This is a genomic window from Lautropia mirabilis (assembly GCF_900637555.1).
Classification (GTDB): domain Bacteria; phylum Pseudomonadota; class Gammaproteobacteria; order Burkholderiales; family Burkholderiaceae_E; genus Lautropia; species Lautropia mirabilis.
This window is the reverse complement of record NZ_LR134378.1, coordinates 2,848,240-2,861,108: the sequence shown is the minus strand read 5'-3', so window position 1 is coordinate 2,861,108 and position 12,869 is coordinate 2,848,240. Positions and strand designations below refer to the sequence as shown.

Sequence of the window (12,869 nt, the reverse complement as noted above, 5' to 3'; positions counted from 1 at the left end):
TCTACGAACAAACCGACCGTCTGTCGGTCCCGAACGGTACAAGAACCCCGACTCTGTCAAACATTCTAAAAAAACCTGGACGATCGTGCGTGCGCAACCGTCCGGACCACTCGATGGAGGCCCAGTGTGAAGCATCGCACGGCGTGAATCGGGGCCATCCCCTAGGATGCGGGTTTCCGATACGGGCTGCTTGCCGGCCCCTTCAACCCACAGGAAACCGCCGTGATCCGCTCCTTCCCGTCCGTTGCCGTGCCCGACCACCTGCGCCGCAAGGCGCTGGCCATTGCTTCCGTGACTGCGTTGCTGACCCTGGCCGCCTGCGGCGGAGGCGGCGGCGATGCGGGGGCTTCCGCCTCGTCCGGCGGCGCGATTGATGCCGGCCGCGGTCTGGCCAGTTCGCAGGCGCATGCCTCGCTGGATGTCGACGGCCCCCAGGATGGCCGGCCGGCCGTGCCCAACGAGGGCATCGACTTCAGTGCCGAGCAGAACGTCGGCACCCTCCCGGTGGCCGATGAAGCGGCCGACGTGAACGATTCTGTCGTGGCCCGCAAGGCCCTGCCCGTGGCCGCCAAGGCCGCCACCGAAGGTGCCTGGGGAGGCCAGATGAAGTGGGCCTTCATCCCCATCCACGCCGTGGTGCTGCCCGATGGCCGCGTGATGACCTATGGCTCGACCGACCGGGGCGAGCAGGGTGCCAAGTTCTACTACGACGTCTGGGATCCGACGCTGGGTGGTGACGAGGCCTCCCACCTCACGCTGCCCAACACCACCCAGACCGACATCTTCTGCTCGGCTCAGGTAGTGCTGCCGCTGACCGGCGACGTGTTCATCGCCGGTGGCGACATCTACAGCGATGCCCGCGGCCGCAGCATCAATCAGCCCATCAACGACACGACCATCTTCCGCCCGGGCAGCAACACCATCGAGGCCGCTGCCAAGATGCAGCGCAAGCGCTGGTACGCCACCGCCACCACGCTGCCCAACGGCGAAGTCTTCGTGCAGGGCGGCAAGGGTGGCAACGACCACCCCGAGATCCGTCGCAATGACGGCAGCAACTTCCTGCTGTCCGGCATCACCACCTCCGACCTGCGCGAGGACTATCCGCGCAACTGGGTGGCCCCCGACGGCAACATCTTCGGCTTCTCCAAGTCCCAGATGTACCGGATGAAGCTGGACGGCAACGGCACCCGTACCGACCTGGGCACGCTGAACTACAAGTCCGACTGGGAAGGTTCGGCCGTCATGTTCGAGCCGGGCCGCATCCTGCTGACCGAGGCACTGGGCAACCGTGCCGCCATCATCGACATCCGCGGCGACAAGCCCGTGGTGACCGATGCCGGCACGATGAGCAACACCCGTATGTGGCACAACAGTACCGTGCTGGCCGATGGTACGGTCGCCATCAGCGGGGGCGCCGAGTACTTCGACTTCCACAAGGCCACGGCGCGCAACCCCATCTACCACCTGGAATTCTGGAACCCGAAGACCGGTGTGTGGACGCGCGGCCCATCGCAGAAGCGCATGCGCCTCTACCACTCCACCGCCACGCTGCTGCCTGACGGTTCGCTGTTCACCGGCGGTGGCGGCGCCTATGGCCCGGAGAGCAACCTCAACGCCGAGGTCTACTACCCGGCCTATCTGTACAACGCTGACGGCACGCCGGCCCAGCGTCCCACGCTGGACAAGGCCCCGATGGTCGTGCAGCCCGGCGGCAGCATGGTGCTGGAATCCGCCCAGGCCGAGACCATCCGTCGCGTGACGATGGTGGCCACCGGCTCGGTCACGCACTCGTTCAACATGAACCAGCGCTTCATCGAGCTGTCGTTCCGCCGCGAAGGCAACCGCCTGGTGGCCAAGCTGCCGTCCAACGTGAACGACACGCCTCCCGGCTACTACATGGTGTTCATCCTGAACGAGGCCGGCACGCCCTCCATCTCGAAGATGGTGCGCGTGAACGTGGCTGGCCAGGCCACGGTCGACCCGGACGTGGTGCCCATCTACCGCTATGCGGCCAATGACGGTACCAGCCTGCGCTACCGCTACAGCCCGGACCCGGCCCTGGGTGGCGAGTGGGTTCGCCAGGGCGAGGCCTTCCTGGCCTACGCCAGCCAGAAGAACAACACGGTGCCCGTGTATCGCTATTCGGCCACCACGGGCGGCAAGGTGCGCTACAAGTACACCACCGACGGTTCGCTGCGCTCGGCAGGCTGGCTGCGTGAAGGCATCGCCTTCTACGCCTACAACCAGCCAGGCGAAGGCCGCACGGGCGTGGACGAGTACAAGCAGGTGCGTGGTGGCTGGTACCTGAACTACGCCACGGCCGGCAACAGCGCAGGCAGTGGCTGGGAGTTCGCCGGTCACATCTTCCACGTGCCCGCGAGCCGCGCTCAGAAGGAGCCGGAAGCACCGCGTGACACCGAGGCGCCTTCCGTGCCGGGCGGCGTGCATGCCCAGGCCCAGGGCAACGATGCCGTGCAGCTTTCCTGGGGCAAGTCCAGCGATGCGGGTGGCTCGGGTCTGGCCGGCTACCGTGTCCGCCGCGACGGCATGGACATCACGCCCAACCTGCTGCAGACCGAGAGCCTCATCGACCGCGACCTGAAACCCGGCGACTACAGCTACACGGTGGAAGCGGTGGATGGCGCCGGCAACACCTCGGCCGTCTCGGCTCGCGTGCAGGTGACGCTGCGTGATGCCCAGGCCGAACGGGATGCCGCGCTGGCAGCCGCCAACCTGGTGCGTGTGTATCGCTACGTGGCCCCCGGCGGTGATGGCGACCTGCGCTATGTGTACAGTGCCGATGCGTCGGTGAGCGGTGAATGGACCCGTCAGGAGCTGGCCTTCTACGCCTACGCCAAGCCGCAGCGCAACACCGTGCCCGTGTATCGCTACCTGGCCCGCGGCGCGGACGGCACTGCCCGCTACCTGTTCAGCATCAACCCCTGGCTGGGCAACGGCTGGACGCGCGAGCACGTCGTCTTCCATGTGCTGCGCTACCCGCAGCGCGGCGCCCAGGCGGTCAACGAGTTCTACCGCATGCGTGACGGCTGGTATCTGGGCTACAGCACCCAGTCCAGCTTCGGGGAATCCGGTAGCTGGCGTCGTTACGGTCGCGTGTTCTACGTGCCGACCTTCAACGAAAAGAACTGAGGGATGGGCAGGTGGATGCAAGTACGCCCCGATGAAGCGGGGCGTACCGTGGGGCGGGAAATCCCGCCTGCATGAATCCTGATCGATGCCGGACCTGTCGCAAGACGGGCCCGGCATTGTTCGTTCAGACCATGTAGTCTTGCACCTCGTCGGCGATGTCTTCCATCTCCTCTTCCTCGATCTTCTGCGGTCCTTTCGGATCGAGCGGGGTGAACCAGCCCAGGGCGGCATAGATCAGCCCGATGAGTGGCGAGAGCCAGCAGAACAGGGCAAACGGGGCGTAGAGGAAGGCGCTGATGCCCAGCGTGCTGGTGACGAAGGCGCCCCCGTTGTTCCAGGGGATGAGCGGCGAGACCAGCGTGCCCCAGTCCTCGATGGTGCGCGACAGGATGGAGCGGTCATAGCCCATCTCGGCGTACTTGGACTTCATGAGGCGGCCGGGCAGCACCAGCGAGGTGTAGACCTCACCGGCCACCATGCCCACGGTCAGCACCGAGCCGGCCGAGGTGAGCACCAGCGAGAAGCGCGAGGAGATGACCTTGTTGATCTTGAGCAGGATGGCGTGGAAGGTGCCATAGGCTTCCAGCACGCCCACGAAGGCCAGCGACAGGAACATCATGGTGATGACCCAGCCCATGTTGAGGATGCCGCCCTTGGTGAGCAGCTTGTCGACGTATTCCTGACCGGTGGTGGCGGTGTAGCCGTTCATCAGGATGCCGGAGATCTTGTCGAGGCTCACGCCCTGGTAGAACACCGCGATGAGCGCACCGATGAAGACGCCGGTGCACAGCGTGCCCATCACCGAGTACTTGCGAAAGCCCATGGTGATGACCACGACCGGCGGGATGAGGGTGACCCAGCCCAGCTGGAAGTTGCTCTGGACCGTGTTCTGGATGGCCTCGCGCATTTCCAGGCTGCCCATGCCGCCATCGGTGCCATAGTCCATGCCCACCCAGGTGTAGATGATGAGCGTGAGCGCGTAGGCGGGGATGGTGTTGGTGAGCATCGACCGGATGTGGCTCCAGAGGTCGGTGCCGGCCACGGCGGGGGTGAGGTTGGTGGTGTCCGAGAGCGGCGACATCTTGTCACCGAAGAAGGCGCCCGAGACCACGGCGCCGGCTGCCCAGTATTCAGGCACGCCCAGCGCCTGGGCAATGCCCATGATGGCCAGGCCGACGGTACCCACGGTACCCCACGAGGTGCCGGTGGCCAGCGACACGACCGTGGCCAGGATGCAGGTGGCGGGCAGGAAGATGCGCGGGCTGAGCATGCCCAGACCGAAGTCCAGGATGGTGGGCACCGTGCCGGCAGCGATCCAGCTGGCGATGACCATGCCCACGCACATGATGATGACCATGGTGGGTAGCGCCACCTTCATGACCCGGTACATGTTGTGCTCCATGTCGATCCACTTCCTGCCCTTGAGCGACATGAAGAGCCCGGTGATGCAGATGCCGATGATCAGCGGGACGTGCGGCGTGTAGTCCTTGAAGATGAAGAACTGCACCATCAGGATGGCAGTGGTCAGCAGAAGTGGTGCGACCTCGAACCAGAACGGATAGTCGCTCCGGTTCCTGAAGCTTTGCAGCATGGCGGGGGTCTCCTTGTACGAAGGCCCGGGAGAACCGGGACCTCGCTGTCATGTGAATGTTTATGTGACGCCATTGTCCGTGGGCTGGCATGAATTGTGCAAGTGACACCCGGCGGTCTTAGGGGAAGCCCTGAGTGGAGGCCATCCGGTCTTACCCGTCGCGGCACCCATGCCCGATCGGGCAGACAGAGATGCGCCAGACGCGCAGTTCCTGCGCCCGATCCCTAAACCATGGACGGAACGGAAGTCTTCGGGTTTTGCTTCCATTCTTCGGGCGTTGCTTCCGTTGCCGATATGGATTTGCCGGGCCGCTTTCAGGGGCGGGCTCATAATGCGCAAAGCGCCTGCCATGGCTGCGGACGATGTGCCGTCGGCCGGGCAGTGTCCTGCCGTCCCTTTCGAGCCAGCCCCCCGTCATGCCAGAAGCCGCGCCATCTTCCGTTTCCGAACGTACCCCGTCGCCAGCACCCGATTCGGGTGGTCCTCCGGCAGGGCAATCGGGCCGCGCCTTCACGCTGCGCCCGATCCTGTTTGCCTACATGTGCGGCACCATGGCGATGATGGCCTTTGTCTCCATCGTCGGCTCGCTGTCGCGTCAACTGGGGCTGGCACCGTGGCAGGCCGGGATGGCGGTGACGGTGAGTGGGGTGCTGTGGATGCTGATGGCCCCGATCTGGGGCCGGGCCAGTGACCGCCTGGGCCGCCGGGCCGTGATGCTCACCGGCTTTGCCGGCTTCTTCGTGAGCTACTGCGCCATGAGTGGCTGGCTGGTGGCGGCCATGCGCGTGCCGATGAGTGTCGGGCTGGTCTTTGCCGGGCTGGTGCTGACGCGCGGCGCCATCGGCGGCTTCTATGCGGCGGCGCCCACGGCCAGCCAGGCGCTGATCGCCGACAACCTGCCGCCCGAGCGGCGTGTGGCCGCGATGGCATCGCTGGGCGCGGCCAATGGAGCGGGTCTGGTGCTGGGGCCTGCACTGGCGGCGCAGCTCACGCACTTCGGGCTGGAGGCTCCGCTCTATCTGACGGCGCTGCTGCCGGCACTGGGACTGGCGGTGTTGTGGAAGTTCCTGCCGGCCACGCCGCCGGTCGGCGCACGTCCGGGACAGTCGCCGCGCCTGTTGGATCCGAGGTTGCGCCGCCCGATGGTGGCGGCCTTCACGGCGCTGTTCACGGTGGCCGTGGGTCAGATCGTCGTGGGCTTCTTTGCCATCGACCGATTGGGCATGACGCCCGGGGAAGGGGCGCAGGCGGCCGGCATGGCACTGACCACTGTGGGCGTGGCGCTGATCATCACGCAGATGGTCGTGCGGCGGGTCATGTTGCCACCGGGCCGGATGATCTGCATCGGCATGACCACGGCCGGCATCGGCTTCGGATCGGTGCTGCTGGCCACCGGCGTGCCGACGCTGATGCTGTCCTACTTCGTTGCAGCGGCGGGCATGGGCTTCGTGTTCCCGGCCTTCACGGCCATGGCGGCCAATGCGGTGCAGCCGCACGAGCAGGGTGCGGCGGCCGGTTCGGTAGGGGCGGCCCAAGGGCTGGGCAATGTGCTGGGGCCGCTGGCCGGTGCGCTGCTCTATGAGATTTCGCCCACCGTGCCGTACGCCCTGGCGGCCGTGCTGCTGCTGGGGGTGGCCGTCTGGGTGGGGCGCACGGGGAAACCGGACAGGGAAGGACAAGGCTGAGCCCGTCCTGTGCACCCGTCCGGGCCTTTTCCGGAAGGCCTGACCCATGATGTTTCCGCTCCTGGCCGTGGGCGGCACGGATATTTCATCAGGCCGACGCCATCCGGGCGGCCAGCTCATTGTCCAGCGCCGCGGCGCGGGCAAAGGCCGGGCGCGATATCTGACGCTTGGCGTAGGGGCCCAGGACCGGATCGTCGATGGACAGCACCGGACGGTTGCGCGGATTGTCGGTATCGGTGCCCCGCGGCTGCATGAACTGCATCAGCAGGCCCGCGTAGTAGAGGTCCAGCACCGTGGTGTGGTCACCCACCAGATACTCGCGCGTCTTCAGGTGTTCCCGCAGGGTGTTGAAGGCCGTGTCGAAGTCGCCATAGCCGACGGAAAAGCGGCGTTCCGGATCATTGTCCGGGTGCTGGAAGCGGCGGTCCATGGCGGCGTATTCCAGATGCAGCGCAAAGCACATCCAGCGGTAGAACTCGCCCCGTTCCACATGGCCTGCGGGAGGGATCAGGTTCTTTTCCGGGAACTGCTCGGCCAGCCAGGTGCAGATGCCCAGTGCCTCGGTCAGCACGGTGTCGTCCACCTTCAGCGCGGGCACCTTGCCCATCGGGTTCACGGCGAGGTAAGCGGCCGACTTCATCGGCTCGCCATAGGGTACCGGCACCACCTCATAGGTGGCTTCGCATTCTTCCAGCATCCAGCGCACCATGCGGCCGCGGGAACGGGGGTTGGTGTAGAGGGTGAAGTGGCTCATCGTGGGCTCCTGGGGTGGGGAAGGCCAAGCGCTTCCCTGACGTGAAGCCACTATACGCCGGGCTGCTGTCAGTTTTCGTCAGGAGGCGGCAGGTGACCGGACGGTCAGACGGACTCACGATTTTTTCAGGTGCTGGTGAAGCATCTGCGGGTGGCGTGAGCGCGTCGTTCGGCTGCGGGATCCGGTCCGGGGAATGCCCTTGCACGATCACGGGTCGTACCGGCTCAGATCGACGCCGGTGTGGCGCTGCCATTCGGCCAGCATGCGCAGGCGGGGTAGCGGGCAGGGGCCGACGGGCTGCGCCCGCTGCATGCGGTCGGTGCGAAAGTGGCGGAAGTCCTGGCGCAGCTCGCACCAGGCGGCCAGGACCGGGGTCTCGTCGAAGTAGCCCAGTGCCAGGGGCCAGACGATGCGCTGGCTGGTGTGGCCCTCGCCGTCGGTGTAGTCCAGACGCAGGCGCTGGTTCTCGCGCAGGGCGGCGCGCACGGTGGGCAGCACGCTGTTCTCGTCACTTTCGGTGTTCTGCCGGCGGCCGGCGGGGTAGAGCGCGTGCTCGTCGAAGATGGGAGCCAGCCGGGGTGGCAGGATGGCGCCGATCTTGGAGAGCGCCGAGCGGGCATCGTCGGCCAGGGCCGGGTCGGCATGGCGGCCCACCCAGCGCAGCCCCAGCACCAGGGCCTCGATCTCGCTTTCTCGGAACATGAGGGGCGGCAGGGTGGGACCGCCCTTTTTCAGCACATAGCCCACGCCGGCCTCGCCCTCGATGTCGGCGCCCTGGTGGCGCAGGGTCTCGATATCGCGGTAGAGGGTGCGGACGCTGATGTCCAGCTGCTCGGCCAGTGTGTGGGCCTGCAGCGGCTGCCGGCTACGGCGCAGCCGCTGCATCAGCTCCAGCAGGCGTTCGGCGCGGGTCATGGGGCAACCGGCTCAGTCGTCGCCATGCGGCCATTCCTCTTCTTCGCCCCGCAGGGCGGCCTGGACGGCCTCGCGGGTGCTTTCGCGCTGCGCCACGACCAGCTCGGCCATCTGCTTGTTATTGAAGGGGCCGAGCGTGGGGTCGTAGACGCGGGCCTGCTCGATCATGCCGTGGCGATCGTGGCGGTAGAAGATCTTGCCGACCTTCTCGGCGTCGTCGCGGCTCATGCCCAGCCTTTCCAGGGCACGCTTGCCGGCACGGATGGCGGCGTCGAAGGTCTCGCGCACGATCTCGTTGGCACCGGCTTGGTACAGGTCGAAGGTGTGCAGTCGATCGTAGGCACGGGCCACGATGTCGATGTTGGGGTTCACCTCGCGGGCGAAGTGGGCGATGGACAGTGCCTGTTCCCGGTTGTCGATGGCGATCACCAGCAGGCGGGCGTTCTCGATGCCGGCCGTCAGCAGCAGTTCAGGGCGGGAAGCGTCGCCGAAGTGGGTCTTGATGCCGTAGCGGTTGAGCCCGGCCACGGTGGTCGGATCCAGGTCGATGACGGTGGTGCTGTGGCTGCTCATCTGCAGCATGCTGTTGACGATCTGGCCGAAGCGTCCCATGCCCACCACCAGGATCGGATGCTGTTCGTCGAAGGTGTCGGCCTCGCGGGCCTCGCCGGCCGGGGCGGGGTTACCGAAGCGCTGGTAGAGTACCAGCACGAGCGGGGTGATGGCCATCGACAGCACCACGATGGCCGTCATGTTGGCGTTGACCCGCGCATCGATCACGCCGGCACTGGCTGCTGCCGAGTACAGCACGAAGGCGAACTCACCTCCCTGGGCCATCAGCAGTGCGCGGTCCATGGCATCCGTGTGGTTGCTGCCGGCAAAGCGGGCCACCCCATAGACGCAGAGGGCCTTGGTCACCATCAGCGCGATGACGCCCGAGACGATGATGCCCCAGTTCTCGGCCACCACCTTCAGGTCCAGCGCCATGCCGACGCCCAGGAAGAAGAGACCCAGCAGCAGCCCGCGGAACGGCTCGATGTCGGCTTCCAGCTGGTGCCGGAAGCTCGATTCGGACAGCAGCACGCCGGCCACGAAGGCGCCCATGGCTATCGAGAGGCCCCCCATTTCCATCAGCAGGCCGGCACCCAGCACCACCAGCAGCGCGGCAGCGGTCATGACCTCCCGGGCACGGCTGGCGGCCAGCACGCGGAACAGGGGGTTGAGCACCCAGAGGCCCGCGGCCACCAGGGCGGCCAGACTGAGCAGGGCAGTGCCGATGGTCTGCCACAGCGGTGTGGCATGCGCGGCACTCTCGGGTGTGGCAGGCGCGAGGAACGCGACGATGGCCAGCAGCGGGACGATCAGCAGGTCCTCGAACAGCAGGATGGAAACGATGCGCTGGCCACGCGGCGAGGCCAGTTCCTGCCGCTCGCCCAGCACCTGCATGACGATGGCGGTGGAGGTGAGCACGAAGCCGGTGGCACTGACAAAGGACACCGCCCACGAAAAGCCGAAGAGCACGCCGACGAAGGTCAGCAGGATCGAGCAGAGAATCACCTGCAGGCTGCCCAGGCCGAAGATCTGCCGACGCAGGCCCCACAGGTGCGAGGGCTTCATCTCCAGTCCGATGACGAACAGGAACATCACCACCCCGAATTCGGCAATGTGGATGATGGCGTGCGAATCGGTGACCAGGGCCAGGCCGTAGGGGCCGATGGCCAGGCCGGCGGCCAGATAGCCGAGTACCGAGCCCAGGCCCAGTCGCTTGAAGAGGGGCACGGCCACGACGGCGGCGCCCAGCAGGGAGACGACCTGGATGAGGTCGAACGAGGAACTTTCTGCTGCCATGAAACGGGAGTCGAGGAGAGGGGGGGAGAGGGGATGCGGTGGTCCCGGGGGACTTGCGCAGGGAAGAGTAGGGGCGATGATAACGCCATCGGTGGGGGGTGAAGCGGGCCCGCCGATTTCAGTGGGCCGGGGAAGCCCTGTCCAGTGGGGGGCCTGAGGTTCGGGAGTCCCTTGGGGACGGGGTATCCTGATTGGTCAACGAGGAGGAATCATCATGACGCAACGGAATCCCTGGCGAGTCTTCATCATCCACGGTTTCGACGCTTCGCCCGAGGAGCACTGGTTCCCCTGGCTGGAAGCGCAGTTGCGGGAACGGGGGATTCAGGTCACCCGCCTGCGGATGCCGGACAGCAGCTACCCGGACTTCGACCGCTGGCAGGCCACGATGCGCGAGGCCATCGGGCAGCCGGGTGAACACACCGTTCTGGTGGCACACAGCCTGGGCACCATCAGCGCACTGCATTTCGCCAGTCAGTCCGGCGCGAAGAGGCTGGGCGGCATCGTGCTGGTGTCGGGCTTTGCGGGGCGGATCCCGGGATTGTCCACGCTGGATGGCTTTGACGTGGATGCCTACGCCGATCGGGCGAAGATCGATACGGCCACGATTCACGCCATGTCGCCGGTCCTGCATCACGTCGTCAGCACCAACGACTATGCAGTGCCGCCGGCCGTGAGCGAGCAGCTGGCACAGCGCCTGGGCGGCACGGTGCACCGGGTGCCGGACGCCGGCCACTTCCTGGACCGCGAGGGTTTCACCGAGCTGCCGGTGGTGCTGCAGGCGGTGGAGGATGTCGTTCAGGGCGCCGGGGTGGCGGCGAGGTAGGGGGCAAAGGACGGGCCGTGCGTTGCGAGACTCAGCGGACAGTGTGGGCGATGCCAAATCGTTCTGCGAGGCTGTTCAGCCTTCTGTCGAGCGTCCAGAGCAGAGCGTTCTCCGTCATCAGGGTCGAGGCCAGCAGCATCAGATCGACGAGGCCGCAGCCCAGACCGTAGAGACGATGGCGCTCGATGAAGGCCATCAGTTCGTTCAGACTGCATATCTGGGTGCTGCGCAGCTCGGCCAGCCAGGCGAGGACCCGGGTGCGATCAGGCGGGGTGCCGCATGCGATTTCACCAATGACGAAGGGATGTACCAGCACACGGTCCTGATGAAGCAGCGTTGTCAGTGCTTCATTGCCATGCCTGAAATGATCAACCCAGACGCTGCTGTCTACAAGGATGGCGCGTGTCGTCATGGCAGCGACGGAAAACCATCTTCGTTTCGAGAAGTGGCAGGCTGGGCCTGGATGGATGCAGGATCGTCGGAATGGGAGCGCCGCGGCGGAAGCTGCATGTCAGGCATGCTGCCTCCCAAGGCGGCCAGACGCTTGGCTGACTGGATACGGACGAAGGTCTTGACGGCCTCCCGGAAGAGGTCGGCCTTGTCCATGTCGGGGTCGGCAACAGCGAGCGCTTGTTCGTAAAGTGCGTCATCCAGTGTGACCGTAGTGCGCATCGGAAGGCTCCATTCGATTTGATGTCATTTTGCATCAGGATTGATGATTCCTGCAATGCTCTATCAGGCTTCTCACCGAGCTGCCGGTGGTGCTGCAGGCGGTGGAGGATGTCGTTCAGGGCGCCGGGGTGGCGAGGAGGTAGGGGGGCAGGAGGACTCTCTGTCCCTTGATATTGTGGGATATCGGCCAGTTGTGTACACTGAGATACACATTTCGACATGACGGAATCAGGCCATGCAGATCGTCAAGGCAGGGATCAGAGAGTTTCGTGCGGGGCTGGCTGAGTACATTCAGGATGGCTCACCTGTGGCCGTGACCCGGCATGGCCAGACGGTGGGCGTGTTCATCCCGACGCAGACCGGGGAGACAGTCGATATGGCTGCTCTTGAGCAGGCCAGCAGTGCACTCGATGCGCTGTTGAGCATGCACCGGATCGACCCGGAAGAGCTGGTGGATGAGTTCAAGTCAGCGCGCAGGGAGGCTCGCACAGGCGCACGGAAGGGTGTGATGGAGGGGCCCAGGTGATTCGGTACGGCAAGCTTTTTTCGGAACCGGAGTGCCTACCTGGACGACTGATCGTGTCGAGCTTTATCTGAAAAATAAGGGATAATCCTCCACAGTCCCGGCCGGTTCCGCGGCCATCATCATCACTGAAGGAATCGTCATGACAGCGCAAGTCGTCCGGCCAGTGGCCATCTGTGTGTTCCGGCATGAGGGCAAGATCCTGGTGGCGCGGGGGCACGATCCGCACCGCAACGGGGCCTACCTGCGGCCGCTGGGGGGGGGCATCGAGTTCGGCGAGTCCGGCGCGCAGACGCTGGCCCGGGAGCTGAAGGAGGAGCTGGGCGCGGAGATCGCCGAGGTCCGCCTCATCGGCACGCTGGAGAACCGTTTCAAGATCGGCAATGAGCCGCGCCACGAGATCGTGCTGGTCTTTGATGCCCGCTTCGAGGACCCGTCCTTCTATACCCGGGAGGTGATCCGGGGCAAGGAAAGCGATGGCACGGACTTCTCGGCCATCTGGCACCGGCCCGAGGAGACCCGGGCCGACTGCCCGCTGTATCCGGAAGGGCTGAAGGAACTGCTGGCATCCATCCCGGCGCCGGCGGTGATGAAGGCGCCCGCCAAGCCGGCCCGCCGGAAGAAGTCGCTGGTCGATCTGCTGCACGCACACCGGGCCGACATCGAGCAGATCATTGTCCAGTTCGAGGAGGCCATGCCGCCGGCGCCGAAACGGCGCTGAGGCAGGGCGGCGAAGACATGACACTGAAGCCGTGACCGGCCCGGAAAACGGGCTGGTACTCAGGGGCTGGTACTCAGCCAGCATGAAAAAACCGGGCCTTGCGCCCGGTTTTTTGTTGGGACCGTGCCCGCCGCGGTCTGGCGGGCCGTCCGGCCTGGGCCCATCGGGTTTCCGGCCACGCCCCCGC

The 12,869-nt window shown here is 65.8% G+C and carries 10 protein-coding genes and 1 pseudogene; 5 read left to right on the top strand and 6 right to left on the bottom strand.

Features of this window, described 5'->3' with window-relative positions; translation table 11 throughout:
- Positions 1-222 precede the first annotated feature (222 nt).
- Positions 223-3,150, top strand: a complete 2,928-nt coding sequence (locus EL249_RS11740; RefSeq protein WP_005672102.1) for a galactose oxidase-like domain-containing protein — start codon at positions 223-225, stop codon at positions 3,148-3,150.
- A 124-nt stretch (positions 3,151-3,274) separates the two neighbouring features.
- On the opposite strand, the gene nhaC is transcribed toward EL249_RS11740, so the two are convergent.
- Positions 3,275-4,741 (bottom strand): Na+/H+ antiporter NhaC, encoded by a 1,467-nt coding sequence (nhaC, locus tag EL249_RS11735; protein WP_005672104.1) that lies wholly within the window; start codon positions 4,739-4,741, stop codon positions 3,275-3,277.
- A 416-nt stretch (positions 4,742-5,157) separates the two neighbouring features.
- Here nhaC and EL249_RS11730 point away from each other — a divergent pair, with 416 nt between their 5' ends.
- Positions 5,158-6,426, top strand: a complete 1,269-nt coding sequence (locus EL249_RS11730) for an MFS transporter (protein ID WP_005672106.1) — start codon at positions 5,158-5,160, stop codon at positions 6,424-6,426.
- Between the two features lie 88 nt (positions 6,427-6,514).
- Here EL249_RS11730 and EL249_RS11725 read toward each other — a convergent pair whose 3' ends face one another.
- The 3 genes from EL249_RS11725 to EL249_RS11715 form a co-directional block, all read right to left on the bottom strand.
- On the bottom strand, positions 6,515-7,180 hold the full coding sequence (locus EL249_RS11725) for a glutathione S-transferase family protein (RefSeq protein ID WP_005672107.1): 666 nt from the start codon (positions 7,178-7,180) through the stop codon (positions 6,515-6,517).
- 207 nt (positions 7,181-7,387) lie between these two features.
- Positions 7,388-8,095, bottom strand: coding sequence for a helix-turn-helix transcriptional regulator (locus EL249_RS11720; RefSeq protein WP_005672108.1), 708 nt, complete (start codon positions 8,093-8,095; stop codon positions 7,388-7,390).
- A gap of 12 nt (positions 8,096-8,107) precedes the next feature.
- Entirely contained in the window at positions 8,108-9,943 is a 1,836-nt protein-coding gene (locus EL249_RS11715; RefSeq protein WP_005672110.1) for a monovalent cation:proton antiporter-2 (CPA2) family protein, read from the bottom strand.
- A gap of 214 nt (positions 9,944-10,157) precedes the next feature.
- On the opposite strand from EL249_RS11715, the gene EL249_RS11710 reads away from it, so the two are divergent.
- Positions 10,158-10,766 carry an RBBP9/YdeN family alpha/beta hydrolase gene (locus EL249_RS11710; RefSeq protein WP_005672111.1) on the top strand — a complete coding sequence of 203 codons (609 nt, stop codon included), beginning with the start codon at positions 10,158-10,160 and terminating at the stop codon, positions 10,764-10,766.
- Positions 10,767-10,797: 31 nt separating this feature from the next.
- Here the strand turns inward: EL249_RS11710 and EL249_RS11705 are convergent, their stop codons facing one another.
- Both EL249_RS11705 and EL249_RS11700 read right to left on the bottom strand, forming a co-directional pair.
- Positions 10,798-11,178 carry a type II toxin-antitoxin system VapC family toxin gene (locus tag EL249_RS11705; RefSeq protein WP_005672112.1) on the bottom strand — a complete coding sequence of 127 codons (381 nt, stop codon included), beginning with the start codon at positions 11,176-11,178 and terminating at the stop codon, positions 10,798-10,800.
- Between the two features lie 65 nt (positions 11,179-11,243).
- A pseudogene (locus EL249_RS11700) lies at positions 11,244-11,438 on the bottom strand (type II toxin-antitoxin system VapB family antitoxin); the annotation flags it as partial.
- A gap of 235 nt (positions 11,439-11,673) precedes the next feature.
- Here EL249_RS11700 and EL249_RS11690 point away from each other — a divergent pair.
- Positions 11,674-11,964 (top strand): type II toxin-antitoxin system Phd/YefM family antitoxin, encoded by a 291-nt coding sequence (locus EL249_RS11690; protein WP_005672116.1) that lies wholly within the window; start codon positions 11,674-11,676, stop codon positions 11,962-11,964.
- Between the two features lie 139 nt (positions 11,965-12,103).
- Positions 12,104-12,682, top strand: coding sequence for an NUDIX hydrolase (locus EL249_RS11680; RefSeq protein WP_005672118.1), 579 nt, complete (start codon positions 12,104-12,106; stop codon positions 12,680-12,682).
- The last annotated feature ends 187 nt before the right edge of the window (positions 12,683-12,869 follow it).